This window comes from Streptomyces sp. NPDC005774 (assembly GCF_042871645.1).
In the GTDB taxonomy this organism is placed as follows: Bacteria; Actinomycetota; Actinomycetes; order Streptomycetales; family Streptomycetaceae; genus Streptomyces; species Streptomyces pratens.
The window spans coordinates 93137-118726 of record NZ_JBIAIV010000023.1 but is presented as its reverse complement, the minus strand read 5'-3'; the positions used below and the strand labels follow the sequence as shown (position 1 = coordinate 118726).

General features: G+C 69.0%; 20 protein-coding genes and 2 pseudogenes. 9 read left to right on the top strand and 13 right to left on the bottom strand.

Features of this window, described 5'->3' with window-relative positions; translation table 11 throughout:
- Positions 1-17: 17 nt before the first annotated feature.
- The gene (locus ACFYQA_RS21595; protein ID WP_388920079.1) at positions 18-839 is read right to left on the bottom strand and encodes a glycosyltransferase; all 822 of its coding nucleotides are present in this window, start codon (positions 837-839) and stop codon (positions 18-20) included.
- Between the two features lie 376 nt (positions 840-1215).
- Here ACFYQA_RS21595 and ACFYQA_RS21590 point away from each other — a divergent pair, with 376 nt between their 5' ends.
- Positions 1216-2283 carry a helix-turn-helix domain-containing protein gene (locus ACFYQA_RS21590; protein WP_388920076.1) on the top strand — a complete coding sequence of 356 codons (1068 nt, stop codon included), beginning with the start codon at positions 1216-1218 and terminating at the stop codon, positions 2281-2283.
- 332 nt (positions 2284-2615) lie between these two features.
- Here ACFYQA_RS21590 and ACFYQA_RS21585 read toward each other — a convergent pair whose 3' ends face one another.
- The 4 genes and pseudogenes from ACFYQA_RS21585 to ACFYQA_RS21570 form a co-directional block, all read right to left on the bottom strand.
- Positions 2616-2963 carry a hypothetical protein gene (locus tag ACFYQA_RS21585; RefSeq protein WP_388920073.1) on the bottom strand — a complete coding sequence of 116 codons (348 nt, stop codon included), beginning with the start codon at positions 2961-2963 and terminating at the stop codon, positions 2616-2618.
- 397 nt (positions 2964-3360) lie between these two features.
- Positions 3361-3636, bottom strand: a pseudogene (locus tag ACFYQA_RS21580) (carboxylesterase family protein); the annotation flags it as partial.
- A 226-nt stretch (positions 3637-3862) separates the two neighbouring features.
- On the bottom strand, positions 3863-4060 hold the full coding sequence (locus ACFYQA_RS21575; protein ID WP_388920070.1) for a DUF397 domain-containing protein: 198 nt from the start codon (positions 4058-4060) through the stop codon (positions 3863-3865).
- Positions 4060-4905, bottom strand: a complete 846-nt coding sequence (locus tag ACFYQA_RS21570) for a helix-turn-helix domain-containing protein (RefSeq protein ID WP_388920067.1) — start codon at positions 4903-4905, stop codon at positions 4060-4062. Before ACFYQA_RS21570 ends, ACFYQA_RS21575 begins: the two co-directional genes overlap by 1 nt.
- Positions 4906-5100: 195 nt before the next feature.
- Here ACFYQA_RS21570 and ACFYQA_RS21565 point away from each other — a divergent pair, with 195 nt between their 5' ends.
- Complete coding sequence (locus tag ACFYQA_RS21565; RefSeq protein WP_388920064.1) at positions 5101-5772, top strand: ATP-binding protein; 672 nt, start codon at positions 5101-5103, stop codon at positions 5770-5772.
- Between the two features lie 31 nt (positions 5773-5803).
- On the opposite strand, the gene ACFYQA_RS21560 is transcribed toward ACFYQA_RS21565, so the two are convergent.
- From ACFYQA_RS21560 to ACFYQA_RS21550, 3 genes are all read right to left on the bottom strand, one after another.
- Positions 5804-8956, bottom strand: a complete 3153-nt coding sequence (locus ACFYQA_RS21560; protein WP_388920100.1) for a DUF3427 domain-containing protein — start codon at positions 8954-8956, stop codon at positions 5804-5806.
- A 97-nt stretch (positions 8957-9053) separates the two neighbouring features.
- Positions 9054-9344, bottom strand: a complete 291-nt coding sequence (locus ACFYQA_RS21555; protein WP_388920061.1) for a hypothetical protein — start codon at positions 9342-9344, stop codon at positions 9054-9056.
- Entirely contained in the window at positions 9341-9826 is a 486-nt protein-coding gene (locus tag ACFYQA_RS21550) for a VOC family protein (RefSeq protein WP_388920058.1), read from the bottom strand. Before ACFYQA_RS21550 ends, ACFYQA_RS21555 begins: the two co-directional genes overlap by 4 nt.
- Positions 9827-10311: 485 nt before the next feature.
- On the opposite strand from ACFYQA_RS21550, the gene ACFYQA_RS21545 reads away from it, so the two are divergent.
- The 3 genes and pseudogenes from ACFYQA_RS21545 to ACFYQA_RS21535 all read left to right on the top strand — a co-directional run bounded on the left by ACFYQA_RS21545 (position 10312) and on the right by ACFYQA_RS21535 (position 12759).
- Entirely contained in the window at positions 10312-11211 is a 900-nt protein-coding gene (locus ACFYQA_RS21545) for a GNAT family N-acetyltransferase (protein WP_388920055.1), read from the top strand.
- A 220-nt stretch (positions 11212-11431) separates the two neighbouring features.
- Positions 11432-11827 carry a VOC family protein gene (locus ACFYQA_RS21540; RefSeq protein ID WP_388920052.1) on the top strand — a complete coding sequence of 132 codons (396 nt, stop codon included), beginning with the start codon at positions 11432-11434 and terminating at the stop codon, positions 11825-11827.
- 53 nt (positions 11828-11880) lie between these two features.
- Positions 11881-12759, top strand: a pseudogene (locus ACFYQA_RS21535) (IS5 family transposase).
- A 17-nt stretch (positions 12760-12776) separates the two neighbouring features.
- Here ACFYQA_RS21535 and ACFYQA_RS21530 read toward each other — a convergent pair.
- From ACFYQA_RS21530 to ACFYQA_RS21515, 4 genes are all read right to left on the bottom strand, one after another.
- On the bottom strand, positions 12777-13826 hold the full coding sequence (locus tag ACFYQA_RS21530) for a hypothetical protein (RefSeq protein WP_388920049.1): 1050 nt from the start codon (positions 13824-13826) through the stop codon (positions 12777-12779).
- A 685-nt stretch (positions 13827-14511) separates the two neighbouring features.
- The gene (locus ACFYQA_RS21525; protein ID WP_388920046.1) at positions 14512-15864 is read right to left on the bottom strand and encodes a S28 family serine protease; all 1353 of its coding nucleotides are present in this window, start codon (positions 15862-15864) and stop codon (positions 14512-14514) included.
- Between the two features lie 268 nt (positions 15865-16132).
- A complete protein-coding gene (locus ACFYQA_RS21520) occupies positions 16133-16729 on the bottom strand; it encodes a nuclear transport factor 2 family protein (protein WP_388920044.1) in 597 nt (198 codons plus the stop codon).
- Between the two features lie 74 nt (positions 16730-16803).
- On the bottom strand, positions 16804-18156 hold the full coding sequence (locus tag ACFYQA_RS21515) for an MFS transporter (protein ID WP_388920042.1): 1353 nt from the start codon (positions 18154-18156) through the stop codon (positions 16804-16806).
- A gap of 249 nt (positions 18157-18405) precedes the next feature.
- On the opposite strand from ACFYQA_RS21515, the gene ACFYQA_RS21510 reads away from it, so the two are divergent.
- Positions 18406-19167, top strand: a complete 762-nt coding sequence (locus ACFYQA_RS21510; protein WP_388920038.1) for an IclR family transcriptional regulator — start codon at positions 18406-18408, stop codon at positions 19165-19167.
- A gap of 251 nt (positions 19168-19418) precedes the next feature.
- Here ACFYQA_RS21510 and ACFYQA_RS21505 read toward each other — a convergent pair whose 3' ends face one another.
- Positions 19419-20429, bottom strand: a complete 1011-nt coding sequence (locus ACFYQA_RS21505) for an SEC-C domain-containing protein (RefSeq protein ID WP_388920035.1) — start codon at positions 20427-20429, stop codon at positions 19419-19421.
- A gap of 362 nt (positions 20430-20791) precedes the next feature.
- On the opposite strand from ACFYQA_RS21505, the gene ACFYQA_RS21500 reads away from it, so the two are divergent.
- From ACFYQA_RS21500 to ACFYQA_RS21490, 3 genes are all read left to right on the top strand, one after another.
- A complete protein-coding gene (locus ACFYQA_RS21500) occupies positions 20792-24007 on the top strand; it encodes an alpha-L-rhamnosidase (RefSeq protein WP_388920031.1) in 3216 nt (1071 codons plus the stop codon).
- Between the two features lie 319 nt (positions 24008-24326).
- Positions 24327-24662, top strand: a complete 336-nt coding sequence (locus ACFYQA_RS21495; protein WP_388920097.1) for a DUF6412 domain-containing protein — start codon at positions 24327-24329, stop codon at positions 24660-24662.
- A gap of 119 nt (positions 24663-24781) precedes the next feature.
- A complete protein-coding gene (locus tag ACFYQA_RS21490) occupies positions 24782-25558 on the top strand; it encodes a YidC/Oxa1 family membrane protein insertase (RefSeq protein WP_388920028.1) in 777 nt (258 codons plus the stop codon).
- Positions 25559-25590: the final 32 nt, after the last annotated feature.

The window sequence follows — 25590 nt, the reverse complement described above, 5'->3', positions numbered from 1 at the left end:
TCGGAGCTGTCAACGTTCTACGGGCCGGGCTGGTCCGTCGCGACGCCAACCCGGCATAGCGAGAAGCCCCCTCGTTTACGAGGGGGAGGAGTCACACTGCCGAACCCGATGAACACCGGGGGCGGACCGGCCTGGAGGAAGTCGACCAGTTCGGCCGCGGGCTGCCAGCCGTCCGGCCGCGCGGGCCACCAGTAGCCCGTCACTTCGACCCGGGCCGGCCAGTCCTCGGGGCGCTGCACCACCAGCGGGCTGAAGCCGTGGAAGACCGGCCGGATGTCCACCGGTGCCGAGGGCGCGCCGGCGGGCAGCTCGAGGCGGGCACGCAGCCGGGTCACGGCGCCCGCGAAGACCCCTTCCGCGCGCCTCAGCACATCCCGGCCCGCGGCGAGGTTTCCCTCCGGCCCCGGGCTGCCGGTGCTCCGTGCGTTGGGCAGCGGGAACCGACCGGTGGCGAACGCCGGTACGAGGTAGGTGCCGATGACGGGGACGCCGAGCGCTTCGCCGGCCGTCCGGCTGAGCGGTGCCGGGCCGAAGGCCGTGAGCAGCAGGTCGGCTCCGCCCGCCACGGCCTCCGCCACCCCATCGGCGGTCTCGTCCGCGTACGCCCTCGTCAGCGCCCGGACCTCATCCCGCGATGTTGCCCGGGCCCAGTCCCGGATCAGCCCCTGCGGGTCTCCCGGCACAGGCCGGTGGTCGAGACCGCACCCGCCGACGAGTGCGGCGAAGGACGGGTGAGCGGCCACGGCGACCTGATGGCCCGCGTCCAGCAGCCGCCGTCCCAGGCCCGTGTAGGGCGCGACGTCTCCCCGTGAACCTGCGGTGATGATCAGAACGCGCATGGAGCGATTCTCTCGGTGAAATGCCGTCCGGTCACCGTTGCAGGACTCGGGCGATCAGCGGGAGGCCGGGAACGTGCCGGGATGCCCAGCTGGTGACCGCGGTCGCGGCCTCGCCGGCGGGACTTCCTCATCCGCTCTCCCCGCCACGTCGTTCGGGTGGGTCCGCCGAGGCCGGTCCACCCCCGTGGGTCCGGCCTGCGGCGACGCCAACCGAGCCTGGACCGCGGGATCTTGTCCGGCAACGGTCTGTGTTGTCCGGGACAGGGGCCGGGCTGTCCGGACCGGCCGGAAGGCTGTCCGGAACGGCGGAGGCAGGACGTCCGACGTGGCCGGGACGGGGATTGCCGGGTGTGATGCGCGTGACGACAATGACGAAATGGCGATCTTAGGTGGCTTGGAGCCCGGCGGGGCGCGGACTTCGGCCGAGTACGTCGGACTGCTGCGGCGGCTCAAGGAGCACAGCGGGCTGACCTACCGGCAGTTGGAGGAGCGGGCCGCCGAACGCGGCGACGTGCTCGCGCGCAGCACCCTGGCGGACGTCCTGCGCCGGGACGCACTGCCGCGGGCCGAGGTCGTCGCGGCGCTGGTACGGGCCTGCGGCCCCGAGGAGGACGTGGCCGAGTGGCTCGCCGCCCGGGAACGGCTCGCGGAGTACGAGCGCCTCGCGGACGCGGAGAGGCCGGAGGCATCCGGGACCGGCGATGCGCCGGAGTCCGATCGCGCCCTGGACGCCGACCGCGTCCCGGGGACGGGCCGTGCCCCGGAGGGCGAGGCTGCCGAGGGTGAGGCCGCCGGTGGCGGTCGTACGCGTACCGTCCCGCTCGTCCCGCTCGTCGCGCTGGCCTCGCTCGGGACGGTCGTCCTGCTCGTCATCGCCGCGGTGGTTCTGCTGCCGGACGGCGAACGGACGGGGGATTCCAAGGGCGATGGCGTGGCCGGGCCGACTCCCGGGTGGTCGCGGGTACGGCCGGTCGGGGCACCGACGTTGTGCCTGACCGACGGGGAGGCCCGGGTGGACGGCGACACCAAGACGGTCGCGGTGCAGCGGCCCTGCGCGGAGGCGGTGCCACCGCGCACGTATCTCCAACGGGAGTCCGACGGCATGTACATCATCAAGTGGGACCACCCGGACCACGGCCCCGGCTGCCTCACCGTCCTCGACGGGGGACCGTTCCACGGGATGCTCGAACCCTGGCCCTGGAAGGCCTGCCAGGGCGGCAGCACCGCCCAACGGTTCCGCATCGAGCGCGCCCCCGGCGGCGGCACGGACCACTGGCGGTTCAGGCCGGACCAGGACGCGGAACCCCTGTGCGTCGGCATCCGCGAGAGCGCCGAGGACCCCGACGGCTCCCAGGGCTCCGACAAGGCGGGCGCGGTGGCCGTGGCCCAGCGGTGCACCGTGCAGGACGCCAACGGCCAGGTGTTCATCATCGAGCCGGAGTGACACCCCGTCACCGGACGTGCGCCCACCACCGAACCCGGCCCCACCCCTCGTCGTCCGGAAATCCGACCCGCCCATGAGGTGCCACCCGTACATCACCGGCTTCCCGGGGCCCTCCCGCCGGCGTACGAGCGTGAGACGTGCAGTCGAAAGGGGCGCCGGAAGCCACCTTCTGTGCCTTCGGGCGCCCCTCCTGCAAACACTCCCCCATCAAGGGGACCCACGCCAGGCCTGCACCTCGGGTGTGCGGGCGAGGCCGTCACCGGAGTGACGACAAGCCGACGTGCCGCTTGCCTGCGCGTCCGGCCCACTCCGGAGTCGGGGGGCTCCGGGAGTCATGAAGCCCTGACGGGTCCTCCCGTGCCCGGAACGACCCGCCAGTTGCTCCCGTAGGAAGTGCAGTAGGCGTACGACCAGCGGTTGTCGTTCGTCTGGACCCCCCTGGCGATCTTCGTGCTCTTGCCGTCCGTGCAGGTGACCTTCGCGTAGTAGGCGAAGGTCACGTCACAGCGAACCCCGTACGTCCTGCCGTCCTCATCCCACGGCTTACCGTTGGTGCACCACGAAGGAAGGGCCAGCGCGCCTTGCGGTGCCGCCTCGACGGCCTGTGCGGGAACGGCTACGGCACCGAGAGCGAGGACAGCTCCCCCGAGTCCGACACCAAGAGCGGAACGAATACGCACGATGTACTCCTTCTCAGCTGCTTACGGATTCAGCTGGGGCGTCCCCAGCTGACGGCCTCAAGAATGGCAAGGACGAAGAAGGAGGAAAGCGGAGAAAGCTGTCCCGGACAGGGCATGGACTGTCCGGCCTGGCCAGGGCCCTGTCCGAGAAGTGTCCGGGACAGGTCTGCCGCAGTGAATGCCGGATCCACTGCGGCGGAGCCCCTGCGGTGATCACCGCGACCCGCGGCGGGCCGCCCCGGCCGCCGGGGCGAGGTGTACGCATGTACTGCGGCGGCATCGGAAGGGTGGGGCGGGCATGACGATCGGAGCAGTGACCGAACTCGGGGCCGAGTGCGCGCTTCGGCCGCCACACGCCCGGGCCGTGGTGCCGCTGTCCGCCCCGCTGCCGCCGCACCCACACGTTGAGGGTGAGAACGTCCTCGTCCTCCTCGCGCCACCTCGGCGAACCGGGCAACTCCGCCGACTGCGGCGCGATGGGCCCGAAAACCGTGCAGTCCCGCGGTCCGCTCCAGCCGCGAACGGGCTGAGGCTCAAGGAAACGGCGGGGGCCGAAGGGCGCGGCGGCGTACGGCACACCGAGGACGGCCACCACCCCGTCGACCGGCCGCCGGCCACGCACAGAGCCGCTCGCCGTCCGGAACTCCGACCCCGCCCACGATGCGTCACTCATGCGCCACCAGCCTTCCACGGCACCCTGCGGCTTCGCGAGCGGCTTGTCGGTCCCGAACCGTGGCCGGTTTCCGATGCCGGACGCGAAGAGAACCACTTGGCCGCCTCAGACGACCCCCACTACCGAACCCGAAGCGGTCCACAGCCGTGAGCAACGCAGAGACGACACCGCGCCGATCCCCACCACCACCCTCCCCCGAAGGCACGGCCCCATGGGAATCGCGGCTCTACCTGGGGACATCGCGGGTCAGAGACCGCACGAACGCGCCCCACGCACCAGCCCGCACATGAACCACCGGGCCTTCCGCCCGCTTCGAGTCACGTATGAGCGTGCCGTCGGCGGAGTACGCGCATTCCACGCACTCGGTGCCGCTGCCGCCGCTGTACGAGGTCTTGAACCAGTCGGGCTCGGACGGTGCCGTCATCAGGACTCCTTGCTGATCCGGTCGATGAGATCGGCGGAGGACTCGAAGTCGAGTGCCTGTGCGCTCAGGTATTCGAACGCCAACCTATAACGCTCTAGTTCCTGCGGCTTCTCCATGAACAGCCCACCGCCGAGGAGATCCACGTACACCACGTCCAGTTCGGGAGTCTGACCGCGTAGGACGGCGAAACTGCCGACGGCCGCCGCGTGAGCGCCACGGGCGAAGGGCAGGACCTGCACGGTGATGTGCGGACGCTGCGTCATCGCGAGGAGGTGTTCCAGTTGCCTCCGCATTACCTCGTGGCCACCGACCTGCCGTCGGAGCGCTGCCTCATCGATCACGCACCAAATGTGCGGCGGTTCCTGGCGGTCCAGCAGTTCCTGGCGCTTCATACGGATGTCGACCATGTGTTGCACCTCGCGTTCCCCGCACTGCACCTCCGACGCCTGGTGCACGGCCTCGGCGTACGCGCGGGTCTGAAGGAGGCCGGGGACGTACATGCAGGCGTAGTGGTCCTCGCGTACGACTTCGTCTTCGAGGGTGAGCATGAGGTTCATGGACTCGGGGATGGGATCGGCCAGGGAGCGCCACCAACCCTGAATCTTGGCGCCCTTCGCCAGCTCGACCAGGGCTGCGCGCTCCTCTTCCGTCGCGCCGTACTCGCGACAAAGGGCATCTACGGACGGCCACTTGACCGTGCCTTCCTTCGTTTCGTAGCGGCTCAATGTCGCCTTCGAGATGCCGACTCGGGCGCCCGCCTCTTCAAGGGTCAGTCCCTTGAGTTCCCTGAGGCGGCGCAGGTCGGCGCCCAGTTGGCGCCTGCGGGTGGTGGGTCCGACTGCCATGTCTGTGGCCCTTCATGTCGATCCGGTAGATCGTCGTGGTCTCTTGCTCTGGACGGCAAGGCGGTATGCGCTGGGGGCGCGCGAGAGGGAACCGCGCTCCCACTCCTCCAAAGAGAGAGTTCCATTTTGAGAGTTTCACTGCAACTCTGAGTTGTGACGATGTCACTGTGCGCCAACAGGGGTGCGAGTCAGAGAGTGGGGTACGACGTGGACGGCTCTCGATGGATTTCAACGAGGCTGTGGAGCCTGCCGTTTCTGGCCGAAGCCGAGCAGGTGTCCTCCTTGCGGAGGGCCCTGCGAACGCACCTGGAGTGCTGGGGGTTGCAAGAACTGAGGGACGGCGCTGAACTCTGCGTCAGCGAACTCGTCGCCAATGTCATCAAACACGTCGGGCCTGGGACGCCGTCCACGCTCGTGGTCTCGCTGAACAGCACCCACCTGCGCATTGCGGTACACGACCCCGATCCCCGTGCGCTCCCCACTCTTGTCCGTGCGGGCGTCGAGGCGGAGGCAGGGCGGGGGATGGCGCTCATCGAGGCCGTCAGCGACCGCTGGGGAGTCGACCTCAGCGGCGACCGGAAGGCCACCTGGTGTGAGCTGCGGGTGAGTGCTGGCAGGGTAGGCCGGCACGCAGCGCTTCCCCGCCTGGCCCGAGCCGCGGATCTGTTGAGCTTGTACGGCGGAGTGGTGTCACCGCCGCTGGGGCCTGGTCAGAGTCGGTTGGAAACGGCGGTTGCCCGAGACGCGGCGATCGGCATCATCACCGATCTCCTCTACTGGTGCCGTGTGTACGGACGAGACGCCGACGACGTACTGGACCAGGCCCAAGCCCACTTCGAGGCTGAGACCGAGGCTCGATTCTTCTGAGGAAGGCGGCTCCTGGACCGGCGTGACCGGATCAACTTGCCTTGACGGCGGCCGAGTACATCCACACGTCGGCGGGGAGGTCGTGGTGGAGACGCCAGGTGATCGCCATCGGCTTACTGCCGGTGTGTCTCTTATAGGTCGCCGGGCCGAGGAGCATCCATGGCTGGGACTTACCTGTGTCCGTGTTCTTGTAGCGGCGCATGAACAGCAGGACGTGACTGCCGCGCTGTGCATGCTGCCGGTAGCGCAAGCCCGTGGGGGAGTCGGCTGCAATGGAGTTCTGGGACTCCCAGTGGAAGAGGGACGCGTTCAGCGCGTAGTCCTTGTAGCGGACGGTGGGGGAGAAGTCCTTCTCGTTCTTCTCCAGAGTGATGAGGAACGCGTCCGTCTGGAGCTCATCGGCCCACTGCACGCCCTGCGCGAAGGTCCTGGGCATCTGTCCGCCGAAGCGCGCGACACCGAGAGCGGCCAGGATCTCCGACCGGTTGTACGCACTGTGGACCTTCAGCGGAACCTGGCTGAGGTGGCCCGACAAGGAGATCGGGAAGTGATCGGCTTCCTGGATGACGTACGACACCACCTGCCGGAGTTCGTCCCGGAGCGCTTGCTGTGGGCGCAGGGACGCCAAGCCTTCCTCGAAGCTCGTGAACCCGCCGGCGTCGTCCCACAGGTTGAAGAACAACATGCGGGCATACGCCTGGTCGGACGGGTCCAGCGCTTCGTATGGCGGAGCGTCGTCTTCCAGGAGGCGCAGGTACGCCTGAGCGCGCTCAGGGTCATCTACGTGCAGGAAGGCATGAACACGCTTGAGCAAGGCGGCCTCACCCGACGGGCCCGCATCGTTGAGCAGACCGGCTCGACGAAGGACGGCCGTCCATGAGTTGCTGCTTTTGTACAACTCTTTGATTTCTCGACGGCTCTCCCGCAGGTAGTCAGCGAGACGCGGGGTGCTGTACTCCTTGACCTCCTTCACCAACGTCTTGATCGTGGCGCCCAGCTGGGTCCGGATGTTGTCGAGGACGAGATCCTTCGACTTGCCCTCCAGGATGATCTGGGAGCCGGACGGCAGTTGTGGAAAGTCCCGCTCGATGTGCTCGACGAGCCGGTTCCGCGAGAGGTTGGTCAGGGCTCGGAACTGCTGCTCGAAGCGGAACTCCGCCCGGTGCTGTCCGATGAAGTCGAGCACTGTGAGTACGGGCTTCGTCTCGGTGCGCCTCAGCCCTCGCCCAAGCTGCTGGAGGAAGACAGTGGCGCTGTTGGTGGGCCGCAGGAGGAGCAAGGTGTCGACGTCCGGGATGTCGAGCCCCTCGTTGAACAGGTCCACCGAGAAGATCACCTGGAGCTTGCCGTCCCGCAGATCGGACAGTGCCTGGGAGCGCACGTCCGCAGGCGAATCACTGTCCAGAGCTACGGCCTGAAAGTTGGCCCTGCGGAAGAACTCCGCCATGAAGTGGGCGTGCGCCTTGGTGACGCAGAAGCCAAGCGCCCGCATGGCGCCGGGGTTGGAGACCTTGTCCTGGATCTGCTTGACCACGATGCGGGCTCGGGCCTCGTTGCCCGTGAAGAGATTGCCGAGCTCCAGATCGGAGTAGGCACCCTTCTGCCAGTTGAGGTTCGTCAGGTCTGTGCCGTCCGGGATGCCGAAGTAGTGGAAGGGGCACAGCAGGTCGTTCTCCAGCGCCTCCCAGAGCCTCATTTCGGCAGCGATGCGGCCTTCGAAGAACTCGTCCTGAACGTTGAGCCCGTCCATCCGCTCCGGGGTGGCGGTCAGGCCCAGCAGCTCCTTCGGCGTGAAGTGTTCGATGATGCGTCGGTATGTGGTGGCGGTGGCGTGGTGGAACTCATCGATGACGATGACGTCGAAGTGGTCGGGAGCCAACTGCTCCAACCTTTGGATATTGAGCGACTGCACACTGGCGAAGACATGGTTCCATTCGCGCGGGTCCGCGCCGCCGTGCAGCAGTTCCCCGAAGGAGGCGTCGTCCAGCACCTCTCGGTAGGTGCGCAGGGACTGCTTGAGGATCTCCTTGCGATGGGCGACGAACAGCAGCCGTGGCCGATCGCCGGTCGCCGTCCGGCAGATGCTGCGGTAGTCGAGGGCGGCCATCACGGTCTTTCCCGTGCCGGTGGCCGCGACGAGCAGGTTCCGGTGGCGTCCGCGGAGCTCACGCTCGACGCTCAGCCGCTCCAGCATGTCCCGCTGATGGGGGTAAGGGCGTACTTCGAGGCCGGAAAGACTGATCTTCAGGTCGGTCGTCGAGGTGGTCCCACTCGCCTGTGCCAGAGCTCCGTCGAGGCGCTCACCGTGGAGATCGGGGTCGTACGTCTCGAAGGCGGTGTCGTTCCAGTACGCGTCGAAGGTCGCCTCGAACTTGTCCAACACCGCGGGCGTGGCGACGGACGACAGGCGTACGTTCCACTCGAGCCCGTCCAGCAGCGCGGCCCGTGACAGGTTCGAGCTGCCGACGTAGGCGGTGTCGTACCCCGTCTTACGGCGAAAGAGCCACGCCTTGGCATGCAGCCGTGTCGAGCGGATCTCGTAGTTGACCTTCACGGTCGCACCGAAGTCCCGTACGAGACGGTCGAGTGCGCGGCGGTCCGTCGCACCCATGTAGGTGGTGGTGATGACCCTGATCGGAACGTCCCGCTCTTTTGCGGCACGCAGGGAGTCTTCCAGTACGCGGATGCCGTACCACTTCACGAAGGCACAGAGCAGATCGATCCGGTCCGCGGTGGCCAATTCGGCCCTCAGCTCTGAACCCAGGCTGAGATCCTCCGGTGAGTTGGTGAGCAGTGACGTTTCGGACAGGGGCGTGAGCGGACGGATCACGTAGGCCCCCGGAGCCTCCTGCTTGGCGAGGGCCAGCAACTGGCGAGGCCCGTCCACGATGGTGCCACCGGGTGCGGTGTCGCTCTGATCACCAGTGTTGACGTCTAGGGACGCCAGGATCTGGTTGGCGAAGGGAACCTGCTGGTGGGGCGGTAGCTGCTGGAGGCGGCGAGCCACGCTTTCACCTATATGCCGAGCCAGCACATGAGGTGAGGACTCTGCGCTGACCTCGGTCTCGATGGCTTTCCACCCCACGGCCTCGAGTTGCCTCAGTTCGTCACGCACACCGTCAGTGATCAACTTCTCGTAGACTCCCGCGGCCGGTTGTGTCCCTTCTTCTATGTCTCCCACCAGAATCCTCTCGATCACCACGGCGATATGTGCCTCAGTTTTAACAGGGGGCACTGACAAATCAGAGGCGTGATCACAGTGCGAGATCAGGAGAGGTGTCCTACCGCTTACCCAGTCCGCCCCGTAGTGACGACAGCACGAGCCGTCCGTAGCGCGTGGTCAGGACTGCTGCTGTGGCGGCGATCGACAGGGTCAGGGCGATGAGGAGGTGGGGGAGCGAGTCGTCGCCCAGGACCTGGAGGATGCTCAGAGCCGTACCCAGGGGGAAGCCGAGGATCTCGCTGAAGCGGGCCGGTAGTCGGTGCTGGTTCTGGAAGGCGAGTAGGAGTTTGTTGGCGGGGCCGTGGGCGGTGAGGTGCTGTCGCCAGTAGCCGCTACGGGATCCAGTCACCCTGCAGCGGCCAGGCGGCGTCGAAGCTCCTCCTGCGAGACGTCTTCCAGGTGGGTCAGGAAGACCCACATGTGACCGGAAGGGTCCTTGAGGATGACGGTGCGGTCACCGTGGAACATGTCCTTCGGCGGCTGGAGGATCTCGGCGCCGGCGGCTTCTGCGCGCTCCGCCAGGCTGTCGACGTCCGGCACGAAGACATGCAGCGTGACGGACGTACCTCCGCCGAGCGAGGTCGGCGCGGCGAAGGAGGCGGCCTCCGCCTCGTCCACGCCGGCGTCGCCCAGCATCAGGGTTGATCGTCCGATGGTGATCTCGGCGTGCAGAATTCCGCCGCCCGGAGCGTCGATCCTGAAGTCCTCACGGGCACCGAACGCCCGCTGGTAGAAATCGATCGCCGCGGTGGCGTCGTCGACCATGATGTGCGGGATCACGGCATAGCGGTAGCGGTCGGGAATCTCGATGGGGGCCGTGTGCTCGGTCACGGCGAACCTCCTTGAAAAGGCACCGCTGGTCGGTTCCTGCGGCTCTGGAAGGAACCTGAAAACTCAAGTCTGGTTGAGGTCAAGCATCGATGGGGCCCTGCGAGTGCCTGCCTGCAGACCACCTGCAGCCCCTGTCCTGCCACTCGACAGGCACAGCTCACCGACTCGAGTACTCGTCCGCCGACAGCGGCGTTGACATCGCGTCAGGCATGAAGATCACGATCTATGGGCGGAGTATCAAGGCCCCACAGGCCTTTGAGAGCGCTCTGCACCGTCCCGCGAACTCCTCCTTCCAAGGGCCGCGGAAATCCATGGACGGACCCGCGGAAGAGCACGTACTGTGCGGTTCCACGCCCTGAGATGGATGGAAGGAGGCGAGTGCCGTGCGGTTCACACCTTTCCAGCGCTCCCTTTTCCGCTGTCCCGGCGTGGTTCGTCACTTCTGACCGGGAGCGCTCCGAGCAGCCTGTATCCCGGAGGAATCCATGACCGATCCGGTCATCCGCGCGCTCTCCGCGAGCGACGCCCGTCTCTTCGACGAACTCCCCGACCCACTGGGCGCCCGTGAAGGCCATCGGCGTACCCGGTTCCGCCCCGACTGGATGCGCGTCGCCCTGCGCGACGGCGAGGTCGTCGCACGCGGCGCGTGGTGGGGCGGCCCCGACGACTCGGAGCCCGTCAACATCAACTGGTTCGACGTGTCCGAGGGCGCGGAGGAGGCGGGGGCCGAACTCCTGCGCTCCGCCCCCTGGCAGGTCGAACTCGAGATCAATCTGCCTGCCGGCTGGCGGGACGAGCCCGACCTGCGCGCCGCCGCCGAGACACGTTTCGCCGCCGCACGAGCCGCCGGGTACGAACTCCTGGTGGAACGCTTCCTGTACCGCTGGACCCCGGAACGAGGTCTGCCCGAGCGGCCCGGACGCCTGCGCTTCGGCGCCGAACCCGACGACACGGTGTTCTTCGACGCGTTGCGCCGCATCCACTCCGTCACTCTGGACGCCCACGCGCTCAGGGCCATCGAGGAGGGCGGCCTCGACCAGGCCGCCCAGGAGGAACTCGACTTCTTCCACTGGTGCCCCTCCCCACGGGAGTGGTGGCAGATCGCGTACACGCCGGAGGGCGACCTGGCAGGCGTCCACATCCCGGTCCACAACCCTTCCGGCCCGACCATCGGCTTCATCGGAGTCGTTTCGGAACAGCGTGGTCACGGCTACGCCTACGACCTCCTCGCGGAGTGCACCCACTTCCTCGTCGAGAAGGGTGCGGAGTTCATCAGCGGAGGGACCGACCAGGGCAACTTCCCCATGGCCGCGAACTTCGCCAAGGCCGGCTTCCCCGTCGTCAGAGAACGCATCAACTTCCACCCGGCGCGCCGAGCGGCCTAGCGAGGAGCAGTACGCGGTGAGGGGTCCGGTCCGAGGACGGGTCCGGATCCCTTCTCCGTGACGTGCGGGCTCTCTGCTGTGGCCGGCAGCCACCGTCGCGTCGTCAGTCCACACGACCAAGGACCCGCACGGTCTCGACGAGGGTGACCACGATCAGCGCCGGGCCTGGCACATGTCTGATCTCGGTGGCCCGGACCGGCGCAGCTTCTAGGATCTGCGCATGGCAACGAGACTCGTGCAGATCAACATGAAGGCCCAGGACGACTCCGTGCTCGGCCGGTTCTGGGCGGAGGCACTCGGTTGGGGTGTCGACAGTGAGGCGCCCGGTGTGACCAACCTCGAACCCGTGGGCTTCGCCTGTCCCGACCCCGTGGCAGTCTGCGTCGACGTCGTCGTCCGCCCGGAACCCAAAACGGTGAAGAACCGGGTGCACCTCGATCTGGCCACCACCTCGACAGCCCATCAGGCGGAGCTGGTCGAGCGGCTGAAGGACCTCGGCGCGACGCCCGTCGGTGGGTCAGGGCGACGTCCCCTGGACGGTTCTGGCCGACCCGGAGGGCAACGAGTTCTGCCTCCTCACCCCTCGCTGACCCTGAGCAACGGCTTCGGCGCCTAGGCACTGTCCGGCGGATCATGTGACTTTCCGACCGGTCGCTCGTTGGATGGGTCATGGGCCGGGGGGATCTGACGAATCGCGAGCGGTCGCTGCTAGAGCCGCATCTGTCGCCTTCGGGTGGCCGAGGCGGCCGGTGGAACGACCACCGCACCGTGCTCAACGGGATCCTGTTCCGGATCCGCACCGGTGTCCCGTGGCGTGACCTGCCCGAACGCTACGGCTCCTGGAAGACCGTCTACGAGAGGCATCGCCGCTGGTCGGCGGACGGCACCTGGGACCGGCTCCTGCAGGCGGTCCAGGCCGACGCCGACCTTTCCGGGCGGATCGACTGGTCGATGGTCGGCGTCGACTCGACGTCCTGCCGGGCCCACCAGCACGCGGCCGGCGCCCGCAAGGCCAGGCCGCGGATCCCGAAAAGGACGACGCCCCGGCACCACCGCCCCGACGAGGGACTCGGACGGTCCCGGGGCGGCCTGACCTGCAAGATCCACCTCGCCGGCGAGGGCGGCTGCCGCCCCATGGCCCTGCTGGTCACTCCAGGTCAGTGGGGTGACGCCCCGCAGATGATCGAGATCCTGGACCGGACCCGGGTTCCCCGCCCGCTGGGCGGACGGCCCCGGACCCGGCCCGAGCACATCAGCGGAGACAAGGCTTACAGCTCCCGCCGCAATCGCCGCTAACTGCGAAGACGCCGCATCAAGCACACGATTCCCGAGCCGAAGGACCAGCGGGCCAACCGCCGGCGCAGAGGCAGCACGGGCGGCAGCCCCGCCGGCTTCGACCGCGACCGCTATCGGCGACGGAACGAGGTCGAGCAAACCATCAACCGGCTCAAGAACTCCCGCGCGGTCGCCACCCGTTATGACAAAAGGGCCTACGTCTTCCACGGTACGGTCACCGCAGCAGCGATCCGCTTATGGCTCCACCCATGATCCGCCGGACAGTGCCACTAATCCTCGTCCATGTTGAAGCTCAGCAGATTGGCGGTCTGCTTCTTTCTCTTCTTGGCCGGCCTCTTCACGACCGGCTCGGAGGACTCCGGCTCGGGCGGGGTATGTTCCGCAGCCCGCCGCTTGTGGCGTTCGGCGACGGACATGGACGACGGTACGTACTCGTCCTCTTCCGGCTGCTCGGTGAGGTGCCCGAAGTACTGCTGGAGGTGTTCGGGGACGGTGCGCTTGAGCACGCGGTCCCAGTCCTGCTGCTCCGCCCCCTCGTGCCGCGGCCGGGGGCCGTATGCAAAATCCTTTTCGATGAGTTCCTTGCGTGCCGTGAGGTCCATCTCCTTGATGGCGTCCTCGACGCCGAACACCTTCGTGACGGCGCCCGCCGGGATCGTCCCCTTGATGAGCACCTCACCGTCGCCCTGGGCCATGGAGCCGATCTCCAGCCGTTCCGACAGGTTCGTCTGACCGAAGACGGCGGGGTTGGCGAGGTTCACCAGCCGGACGCCGGAACCGAGTTTGTTCACGTCGATCTCGATCACCGGCGCCCAGTTCTTCACTAGACGTGGCTTCGGGGTGTGGTAGTCCAGGTTCTCGGCTGGGCCCGTCTTGAAGTTGTATCTGGCGTAGCTGACGGACCGGTCCTGGTGGGGGCTGAAGGAGATGTACTGCGTGCCGTAGTTGTCCCCGCCCACATGGTGGCCCACGGTGAACGTCGCGTTCGCATCGACGGGTTCGATGTCCTTCGCCTCGGGCCAGTTCTTGAGGGTCTGATAGAGCCTCGTCACCTCCGCGGCGGGCGAGAGCCCCGCACCCAGGTCGCCGTCGGCCTTGGCCATGATCTCGGAGTTTTTCTCGCGGCGCTTGATCTGCGTGGCGATCCGGATCGCCCGGTACAGCTTGGCCGGGCCGCCGCTCTTCGTGTACTCGTCCACGGTCTGCTCGTACGCCTCGTGCGACTGCGTCGCGCGGTGCTGGCCGTCCTCGGTCGGCGTCCGCTGGATCATCCGCGTGGCCACCGTGTTCCCCGCCGTACGCTGGATCGCGGTCACCATGCCCGGGCTCAGCGCCCCCCTGGAGCGTGGGTCGAGCGCCGCCGGGACAGGGCCGGGCGATGTCGTGGCGTGATCCGCTCTGACGGGTGTGCGAGCGGCCCGACGCTCTTTGGTGCTTGCGTCGTCGTGGATGTGCATGCAAACCCTTCCTGGGAGGGAACGCGGTACGGTGACTCCTGGATACCTCGGGCGGTCGGCTACCGCCAGGTACGGAAGGTCAGGGAAGTCGGTCCGAACGGGCAGACCCCGCTGTACGGACCGCCGTGGCCCGCCCCTCGACGGCCCGGAAGGCACCGAACTGTCCACGGAAGACGTCTGATCTCGCGCCCGCGGATATCTCTGACGTCGAAACGTGAGCCTGTGGACTTCTCCGGAGCCGGCCTCCGCGACATCACCGCCAGCGGCTTCCGCGGCCACCAGGGTCTGTCCGGCGGATCAGGTCGGAGGCAACCGGCGGTATCCATGGAGCTGGGGTGAGTGGGGTCCTGGGGGCCCCTCCCTGTTCGAGCGGAGCCGAGCGGGGGGAGTCGGCAACCGACGACAACGCCGCTTGGGGACACCCCCTGCTCGAAGAGCTCGGGGGGAGGACGTGCCAGACCCACGTCTCCGGCATGATCCGCCGGACGGGCCCTAAGGGGGGTTGACCGCACCAGCAGGCGGCTGACTGCTGGTGCGGTCAGGGCTTTCAGGCGAGGCCGGTCCAGCGGGTGAGCATGGCGGTGGCCTCGGCGAGGTCCGGGGTGGGGAGGGCGGCGATGGTGGTGTGGTGGTTGGCGCCGGGGACCCACAGGACGCGGGAGTCGTGGCGGCCGGGCGGGAAGGACTCGGCGGTCGACGGGTCCTGTGTCCCGTTGACGAACAGCAGGCGGGTGCTGCTGCGGCGGACCCAGCGGTCGATGTCCGGCATCGCGTCCGGGTCGAAGCGCAGGGGGATGTCGCGGGGGACGAAGGAGCGCGGCTCGATGGCGCCCGGGTGGCGCAGCAGACCGTCCAGGTGGGCGGTGGGGACGTCGAGATAGCCCATTTCGGTGGCGAGCTGGTACCAGTACGGGATGTACACGCGGGCGGTCGTGTCGGCGTAGAGGGCCAGGCCCGCGGTGTCGTCCAGCCAGGTGTACAGCTGGTAGGTGGTGGCGTCCGGGCCGGGAACGGCGGCGAGGTCCTCCGCGCTGCCGCCGTTCTGCCAGAACATGAAGGGGACGCGCAGCACTGCGATCTCGAACGCCTTGTCGGCGCTGCCGATGATGCGGAAGGTGTCCCCGGCGGCGGTCGTCGCGGCTTCGTAGCGGGCGACCAGTTCCGCGCGGTGGGTCAGGAGCCGGCGCTGGGCGGTCCTGATCGCCTCGCGGTCGGTGGCCGTGCCCACGGTCTCCAGGAACCGGAGGTAGGCGGAGTCGTCGCGGTCGTCGACGTTGTTCGGGGCCGCGTAGGCCACGGTGCCGTCCACGTCGTGGGGGTGGAAACGGCGGTGGTACACGCTCGCCATGCCGCCCTTGCTGCCGCCGGTGGAGATCCACGCGCCGGGGTAGAGCCGGCGGAAGGTGCGGACGACGCGGTGGTGGTCGTCGGCGGCCTGGCGGACGGTCAGGTGGGAGTAGCCGTGGGCGCTGGGGCGTGAGGTGCCGAAGTAGCGGTGCTCGACCTGGAGCTGGTTGCCGCCCAGGAGGACGGTCGGTTCGGTGCGCCGGGGCGTGAGCGAGGCCGCGTAGCCGGTCGTGAACAGGATGGTGGGGCGCTCGGCGGATGTGTGGAGCAGGGTGAGGCGCTGCTCGAACGTGCCGGCCGAGGGGTCGGTGTGGTCGACCGGCTGGCGCAGTCCGAGCACGAAGAGGCGGTATCCCGGTTCGGCGTCCGGCCGTTCCTCCACGATCCGCACACCCGGCAGGGAGCCCAGACGCCGCACGAGGTCGTCGTCGGCGGGCGCGGGAGACGCCTCGGTCAGGGCGTGGGCCGGTGCGGACGCCGCCGCGGCGAGACCGGCCGCCGAGGCCGCCGAGGCGGTCGAGAGCAGTAAGCGTCGTCTCGTCCAGAGGTGCATCGGGTGTCCTTCCCTTGACGTCGGATGCCTCCAGTACAGCCGCCGGATGCCGCGGGGAGATCCCGTGCGCGGGGGAACCGCCTCCCCCGCAGGGGGGAGACGGCGGAGGGGAGGGCCGGGGTACGGCTGAGCGGGCGGTGGCGCCGGGAAGCCGATGACCCCGCCCCCAGGGGAAAGGGCGGGGTCATCGGTGCTCATGGCGGTGGGGGCTCCCCCACCGGGCCTGTCCCGCGGTCGGCGGGGCTGTGGCCGGATTCGGAACCAGGGGTCACTCGGGCCGCAGCGGACCGCGGCCGAACATCGAGAGCACCTCGTAGCTCTTGTCCGCGGGGCCGGGCTCGCTCATCTCCATCGCGAACCCGCCGGTGAACAGGTCCCGGTCCACGGGGCGTTCGTGGATCCAGTCCCGGATGACCTCACGGAAGGTGATCTTCCAGACGCCGTCCCGCTCCTCGTACCGGTTGAACGTGCGGCTGGCGGCGATCAGTTCGCGTGACGGGTCCCCGAACCGGTGGTACGAGAGGCGATGGGTCTCCCCCTCGGCGGTCTTGCCGTCCACCTTGTACCACTCGTTCAGCAGGTAGTGGGTGGTGTTCTCGAACCGGGGCTTGAACTCGTCGATGATCCAGTTCACCCATTCGTCCACCCCGCCTTCCTTCATGTCGCCCAGACGGACGAAGGCGTCCTCGAAGTAGATCGATTTCAGCAGCTCGGCGTCACGCCGGTCGATCCCGCGGCAGTAGGCGACCTCGAGGTCGTGCAGCCGGTCCTTGACCTTCAGTTCCCTCAGGAAGCGAAGGTCCTCCTCGGTCACCACGCTGTCGGCGGTCACCACGCTGTCGGCGCGAACTGCATCGTCAGTCATTGTTTTTCTTCCTTGGGTGAGGATTCAGGCAGGTAGAGGAACGGAGGGGCGCGTACGGCAGGGCGCGGTCCCTGTCACGCCTCGAGTTGCCGGCCGGTACGGTCCGGGAGCAGGCGGATCGCCACGGCGGATATCAGGATCGTGAGCAGGCCGTAGGCGGTGATCAGCAGGGTTCCGTTCCCCGAGATCTGCATCAGCCACGTCGCGAGCAGGGGCGCCGGTGCGGCGAAGATCATGTTTCCGCAGGTGAGCCCGAGAGCCGATCCGGTGTACCGGACGGGGGTCGGCAGTGCCTCGGCGTAGAAGGCTCCCTGGCATCCGGTCATGAACTGCACACCGCACAGCGCACCCGTGATGGTGAGCGCGGCCATCCACCAGTTGCCCGTGTCGAGGATCAGGAAGAACGGGACGAGGAAGGCCAGCAGCACCGCGAGACCCGTGAAGAGGACGCGCTTTCGCCCGATCCGGTCGCTGGACCAGCCGCCGAGCAGGCTTGCCCCGATGGAGATCGAGTTCGCGACGACCATCAGCCCGAAGGTGGAGCTCTTGTCGAATCCGATTTGGCCCGTGAGGTAGCTGATGGCGAAGGTGACGGTGATGTAGTACAGCGCTCCCGGCGCGGCCCACGCGAGCACCAGCAGCATCACGGTCTTCCGGTGCTGCCTCAGCAGCCCGCGCGTCGGCTGCTCGCTCTTGCCCTCGTTGGCGAGGAAGACCGGAGTCTCCTCGACGCGGTGCCGGATGTAGTACCCGACGGCGATGATCGCCACGCTCATCAAGAAGGGAATCCGCCAGCCCCAGCTGGTGAACTGGTCCTCGGTGAGCCACGCGGCGAGTCCGGTCAGTGTGAGTGTGGCGAGTACCTGACTGATCGGCGATCCCACCGACATCAGAGCACCCGCGATACCGCGGCGCCGGCTCGGCGAGTGTTCCATCACCATGAGCTGCGACCCGGTGTGCTCGCCCCCCAGGGCGAAGCCCTGCAGGAAACGCAGGACCACCAGCGCGGTCGGAGCCACCATTCCCGCCGTGGCGTAGGTCGGAAGCAGGCCGATCAGCACTGATGCCACGCCCATGAGCAGCAGCGTGAACATGAGGACGTTCCGGCGGCCGAGCCGGTCACCCAGCATGCCGAACACGAGGCCGCCCAAGGGGCGTGCCACCAGCCCGACTCCGAAGGTCGCGAACGACGCCAGCAGCGCGGTGCCCGGCGCGAGGTCGGGGAAGAACAGATGCGGGAACACCGTGGCCGACAACGCGCCGTACACGGAGAAGTCGAACCACTCCAGTGCGGAACCCAGCGAGCCACTGACGACCGCGCGTCGGGCGGTGGGTTTCCCGCTCCCGCCCTCCGGGCCCCCGGAACCCTCCGGTGCCGTGTCCGGCTGAGTCGCTTCGGCCTGCCCATCGAGTCCACTGACTCTCATTGCTTCACTCTCCTTGGTGTCCTCACTGCGCGGCACGTCACATGAGCTGACGGGCGGTTCACGCCTCAGCGGCCACTTACGCCACGGGCAGGCAAGGGGGTGATCTCGCGCCCAGGAGTCCGTGTCACGCAAAGACACTCGTTCGAGTGTGCGTTCACCTGCGGACATCGAGAGAATCCACTATCAGGGAGTGGCTAGTCAATCATTCCCTGTATGTGGGAACATCGGGATGTGAACACTCTTCAAACTGTGGACAGGGCACTTCGACTGCTTGCACTGGCCCAGCAGGAGCCGGTCGTCACCCTCGCCCGCGCCGCCGACGAACTGGGCGTGGGAACCTCCGTCGCCCACCGGCTGCTGGCCACCCTCGAGGCCCACGGCTTCGTGCGCCGCTCACTCGACGGCCCCGGCTACCGCCTCGGCCCGGCCATGACCGGCGCCCGCCCCGCCCACGCCGACACGGACTTCACCCACCTCGTCCAGGACGACCTGCTCGAGCTGCAGGCGGCAACTGGCGAGACCGTGGAGTTCGCGGTCCTCGAAGGGCAGGCGGTGCGCTACATCTACGGCATCGCCTCACAGCACCACATGCGCATCGAAGCCCGGGCGGGAACGATCCTTCCCGCGCACACCGCAGCCTGCGGACGAGCCCTCCTCGCCACCCTCACGACCGACCAGCTCCGCCGGATCTACCCGAACGAACCCCTCCCGCACGGGGCGAACACCGTCACCCCGACCCGCACGGCCCTCGAAACGGAGCTGGAGAACGTCCGGCAGCGCGGCTACGCGCGCAACATCGAGGAGACCCAACCCGGCATCGCGGCACTCGCGCAGACTCTGCCCACCCCGCAGGGGTACCCGCCCATCGCCATCACCATCTCAGGACCGCAAGCACGTCTGTGCTTCACACGCGACGATCCCGGCACCCCGTCCGAGACGGCACTCACCCAAGCCCTGCGTCAGGCGACACAGAAGATGCAGGCGAAACTCACCTCGAAGCTCCAGCACTGAGGGCTGCCCCGCCACCCGACAGCTCCCAGCCCCCGGCGGGCGCGCGGCGCCCGGTCACGGCACCTCGCCGCGCGGCCGGAGCGTCCGCGTACACCCGGTACGCGGACGCTTCCGCGCCTTGCGATGCACCGCATCCGACGCCGCGCGCCGGTCCACCGCGGCTGACGGGGCAGCCCCGGGCTCGGCCCCTCATGACGGCCGTCGGGTTCTTCGCCGGTCGGGGCGGAGCTGTCGCCCCGACCGCCCGCCGCTCACACGCCGTGGCACTCCCCGTACGTGCGGCCCGAGCCGCACCAGCAGGCGGCCGACCGCTGCGGCGGCCAGGGAAGGGCGCGGCCCCGGGCCGCCAGGGTGGTGGCGTACTGGGGGAGGAGGTCGGCGTCGTCGGGGGTGGTGCCCTCGGAGGCGGCGAAGGCCTCGTACGAGGGGACGGTGCCGGGGACGATGCCCAGGTTGGGAATGCCGGAGGCGGCCAGTTCGCGCAGGGCCGTCTCTATCGTGGCCAGGTGCTCCTCGTGCGACGGGTACTCGACGGCGAGGGAGGGGTAGGCCTCCAGGAGTTCGGTCAGTTCGTCCGCCGGCCAGTGCAGGACCGCCACCGGGAAGGGGCGGGACAGGGCCGTCCGGTACGCGCCCACCTCCGCTCGCAGACGGGAGATCTCCGCCTCCAGCTCCTCCGGGTTCTCCGAGCCCAGCGACCAGACGCGCTTCGGGTCGTGGAGTTCGTCCAGGGTGATCGGCAGGGTGTGGACGGTGTCCGCCAGGGCGTCCCACTCGTCGTGCGCCGCGCCCAGCATCCTGCGCACGCGGTGGCGGCCGAAGAGGAGCGGGAGGGCGGAGAGCGGGGGCTCCGGTACGTCGGTGAGTAGCAGGCGTACCGCCTCCGTGAACATCTCGTGCGCCTGCTCCAGCTCGTCGTGGGCCTCCAGGGACTCCGCGACGATCACCCAGGGGGCCGGATCGCGCGGGGCCGCGGCGCGGATGCCGTCGATGATGGCGCGGGCCTCCGCCTCGTGGCCGTACTCCCAGAGGTTCGAGGCCTTCAGGGCGCGGACCAGGTGCGGGCTCTCCAGCTCGGCGTCGGAGGCCAGCAGCCGGTCGTAGAGGGCGGCCGCGGCGGTGCGGTCACCGGAGAGTTCGAGATGGGCGGCGGCCCGTAGCAGCAGGGCTTCGGCGTCTTCGGGATGGAGGCCGGCGGTCCGCTCCAGGCGTGCCGCTTCGGCGGTGTGGTCGACGTTTTCGGCGGGCGTGTCGGGGCGCATGGGTGACACCGTACTGCCGACCGGTGACAGCGAAGAGACCGTGCCGATGTGCCGGAGCCGGTACCCGGGCTCGTCGAGGGGGTCGGCGGGGAGGGAGCGTCCGGGCCCCCATTTCCGTCGCCGGTGCCACTATTCTTGATCATTTTGAAAGGGTTCAATTTCCCGAACCTGGCCGAAATGGGCCGCCTTCATCGCTTCCATCGTTTACCTGGCGGGCTTTACGAAAGGCCACGCACGCTTATTGACGGTGTCTCGCGTTCCCTTTACGTTCGCATGAATCGATTCACTCTCGAGTGCCACCCTCGATCACCACCCTCTACGACCCACCCACTACGACTCGCCCTCTCTTCGATGGAGCCGCTGTGATCAGTAGAAGGAACATTCTCGCGGGCGCCGTGGCCACGGTGGGCGCCGTGACCATGGGAGCGGCGCCGGCGGGGGCCGCACCCTCCGCCGCGCCCTCCGCCGCGCGCAAGGGAGGGAGCGCCTTACGGGTGGCCTCTCCGACCGTCGAGTACGTGCGCCGCCCCCTGGGTCTGGACGTGGCCCGACCGCGTCTGAGCTGGCCGTTGACCGCGACCGCGACCGCGCCGGGGCAACGGCAGAGCGCCTACCAGGTGCGCATCGCGTCGAGCGTCGCCCGCCTGCCCCGCCCGGACGTGTGGGACAGCGGCAAGGTCGCCTCGGCCGAGTCCGTTCTCGTCTCCTACGACGGGCCCCGGCTCGAGCCGCGTACGCGCTACCACTGGTCGGTGCGTGTCTGGGACGCCGACGGAGCCGTCTCGCCGTGGAGCGAACCGTCCTGGTGGGAGACCGGCCTGATGGACGAGGCCGAATGGTCCGCGCGGTGGATATCCGCTCCCGCCTCCCTCACCGAACCCCCTTCCCTGGAAGGCAGTTCGTGGATCTGGTTCCCCGAGGGCGAACCGACGCAGAGCGTGCCGGCGGACACCCGGTGGTTCCGTCTCTCCGTCGACCTCCCGGACGCCGTCACCGCGGCCACGCTGGTGCTCAGCGCGGACGACGCCTACGTCGCCTCCGTCAACGGCACCGAAGTGGCGAGCACCGCACTGGACTCGGACGAGCGGAGATGGCGTCGCCCGGACGTCATCGACGTTCTCGAGCACGTACGCTCCGGCACGAACGTCCTGGCCGTCTCCGCGACCAACCGCACGGTCGGCCCCGCCGGCCTCATCGGCGTACTCGCCCTGACCACGGCCTCCGGCGAGCGCAGGATCGTCACCGACAGCGCGTGGAGGTCCACCGACCGGGAGCCGGCCGACGACTGGCGCGAGCGGGACTTCGACGACACCGGGTGGCGGGCCGCCAAGGTGGCCGCCGCCTGGGGCGCCGGGCCGTGGGGCGAGGTCGAGCCGGTGCTGTTCGCCGCCCACCAGCTCCGCCACGAGTTCAGGCTGCCGCGCAAGAAGGTCGCACGCGCCCGCCTGTACGCCACGGCCCTCGGCGTGTACGAACCCCACCTCAACGGCAAGCGGGTGGGCAACGATCAACTGGCACCCGGCTGGACCGACTACAACAAGCGCGTGCAGTACCAGACCTACGACGTGACCGACGCGCTCCGCCCGGGAGCCAATGCCCTCGGCGTCCACCTCGCCCACGGCTGGTACGCGGGCAACATCTGCTGGTTCGGACCGCACCAGTACGGGAAACACCCGGCGCTTCTCGCGCAGTTGGAGGTCGAGTACGCCGACGGGACGAGCGAGCGCATCACCACCGGGCCCGACTGGCGCGCCGCCCAGGGCCCGATCGTCTCCGCCGACCTGCTGGCGGGCGAGACCTACGACGCGCGCAAGGAGACGGCCGGGTGGACCTCGCCCGGATTCGACGCCGGAGCCTGGCGTCCGGTACGGGACGCCGACGCCGCCGCCCCGCCGCGGATCGTCGCGCAGGTGGACGGCCCCGTACGCATCGAGAAGGAACTCCGCACCCAGCAGGTCACCGAACCCAAGCCCGGCGTCTTCGTCTTCGACCTGGGCCAGAACATGGTCGGCTCGGTACGGCTGCGCGTGTCCGGCAAGGCGGGGACCGCGGTGCGGCTGCGGCACGGCGAGGTCCTCAACCCCGACGGCACCCTCTACACCGCCAACCTGCGGTCGGCCGCCGCGACGGACACCTACATCCTGAAGGGGACAGGCAAGGAGGTCTACGAACCGCGCTTCACCTTCCACGGCTTCCGCTACGTCGAGGTGACCGGATTCCCCGGCACGCCGCCGGCGTCGGCCGTGACCGGGCGGGTCATGCACACCTCCGCACCCTTCACGCTCACCTTCGAGACCGACGTGCCGATGCTCAACCAGCTGCACAGCAACATCACCTGGGGGCAGCGCGGCAACTTCCTCTCCGTCCCGACGGACACACCGGCCCGTGACGAACGACTGGGGTGGACCGGCGACATCAACGTCTTCGCACCCACGGCCACCTACACGATGGAGTCCGCCCGCTTCCTCGCCAAGTGGCTCGTCGATCTCCGCGACGCACAGACGTCCGACGGCGCGTTCACGGACGTGGCCCCGCAGGTCGGCGACATCGGCAAGGGCGTCGCGGGCTGGGGAGACGCGGGGGTCACGGTCCCGTGGGCCCTGTACCAGACGTATGGCGACCGGCAGGTCCTCGAGGATGCCTGGCCGTCCGTCCAGGCCTGGCTGCGTCACCTGGAGCAGAACAGCACCGGTCTGCTGCGCCCGGCCGCGGGATACGGCGACTGGCTGAACGTGTCCGACGAGACGCCCAAGGACGTCATCGCCACCGCCTACTTCGCGCACAGCGCCGACCTCGCGGCACGGATCGCGACGGAACTGGGGGAGGACCCCGCACCCTACGCCGACCTCCACACACGCGTACGCACGGCGTTCCAGGCGGCGTACGTGACGGCCGACGGCAGGGTGAAGGGAGACACCCAGACCGCCTACGTCCTCGCCCTGTCCATGAACCTGGTCCCGGACGCCCTGCGCAAGGCCGCGGCCGACCGCCTCGTCGCCCTGATCGAAGCACGGGACTGGCACCTGTCGACCGGATTCCTCGGCACCCCGCGCCTGCTGCCCGTCCTCACCGACACCGGCCACACCGAGGTCGCCTACCGCCTGCTGCACCAGCGCACCTTCCCGAGCTGGGGTTTCCAGATGGACAAGGGCGCGACCACCATGTGGGAGCGCTGGGACTCCCTCCAGCCGGACGGCGAGTTCCAGTCCCCGGGCATGAACTCCTTCAACCACTACGCCTACGGCTCGGTGGGGGAGTGGATGTACGCCAACATCGCCGGCATCGCGCCGGGCCGGGCGGGCTACCGGCAGGTCGTCATCCGCCCGCGTCCGGGCGGCGAGGTCACCTCCGCCCGGGCGACCTTCACCTCCCTCTACGGCCCGGTGTCCACCGCATGGGAGCAGCGGTCCGGCCGCTTCCGGCTGTCGTGCGGCGTGCCGGCGAACACCACCGCCGAGGTGTGGATCCCGACGGACAACCCCAAGCGCGTCAAGCACACCCACGGAACCCTCGTGCGCGCGGAGGACGGCTTCGCCGTCTTCGAGGTGGGATCGGGAAACCACCGGTTCACCGTGTGACAGCGGCCGGTCCGCCCTCCCGCCTCCCGGTCCGCCTTCCCGGTCCGCACGGTCGGGACCGGGAGGGCGGACGGCGGACACAGCTCCTGCGGAACTTCGCGGAACTTCGCGGAACTTCGCGGAACTTCGCGGAACTTCGCGGAACTTCGCGGAACTTCGCGGAACCGCATGGAACCGCGCGGAACTGTTGTGCCGGTCCCGGACGTTGGAATGGTGGACAGGGCTGGATCGTGCATCGTGCCGGGCCCGACCGGGTCCGACCGGGCGTGAGGCGAAGGGACAGGGGGTGTCGGTGATCCGTACCGCGATACGCGTCGCGATGCCCGGCCGCGGCGACGTGCGCGCCGCCTTCGCCGCGGTCGCGGTGCTGCTCCCGCTGCTCCAGGTCGCCCTGCTCATGCTGCCGGCCACCGGCGGCCTCTCCGGACTCTCCGGCACCGTCGCGCTCGCCGCGACCACCGCGGCCGCCGCCACGCTCACCGTGTGCGCCGTCGTCCTCGCGCGCAGCGTGCCCGTCGTGCCGCCCACCCGGGTGCGTACGGCCCTCCGCGACCGCGACCGGCGTACCGCCTTCCTGCCGCAGCGCGACCCCGACGCCAGGGGCCGCACCCGGCCCAGAGCTCCCGGACACGCCCTCCCGACGACCGTCGCGTAGGGCACCCGTTCTCGGATTCGTCCACCACGCCCCGCGTGGGTCGTCATGCCGTCATTCCCCTCTCCCGTCCCGGTACGCCCGGGGCCTTCGGCACGACGAGACCCTCGGAGGGCTCACCCATGTCCGTCTTCGCCGGCCTGGTCGAACGACTGGCCGACCTGCTCCAGCCGTTGTTCGGCCTTTCCGCGGCAGCCGCCGCGATCGTCCTGTTCACCGCGTTCGTACGTCTCCTCGTCCACCCCCTGTCCCGGGCCGCCGCGCGCGGGCAGAAGGCCAAGGCCCGACTCCAGCCGAAGATCGCCGAGTTGCGGCGCCGGTACGGCCGCAACCCCGAGAAGCTCCAGCGGGCCCTCCTCGACCTGCACACCCGGGAGAAGGTGTCGCCACTGGCCGGAATCCTGCCCAGCCTCTTCCAACTGCCCGCCTTCTTCCTGCTGTTCTACCTGTTCTCGAACACCACGATCGGCGGGCGGCCCAACGAACTGCTCGGCCATGACCTGTTCACCGCGCCGCTGGGCGGGCGTTGGGCCGACGCGCTGGGGGACGGGGGACCGCTCGGCGGGGCGGGGCTCGTGTACGCCGGGCTGTTCGCGGTCGTCGTGGCGGTCGCCACCTTCAGCTACCGGCTGACCAAGCGGTCGATGGCGGCGAACCCGGCATTGACCGGTACCGGTAGCGGTGCCGGTAGCGGCAGCGGTGGCGGAAGGGGCGGGGGCAAGGGCGGGGGCGTCACGGAACCCGCCGCGGTGCCCGGGACGGGGGCGGTGGCCAAGGTGCTGCCGTTCCTGTCGTTCTTCACGCTTGTCACCGTGGCCGTGGTGCCGCTGGCCACCGCGTTGTACGTGGTCACCAGCATGGCGTGGGGCGTGGTGGAACGAGCCGCGCTCCACCGGTGACGCGTTCGTGAAGGCGTGGGCCCGCGGAGGCG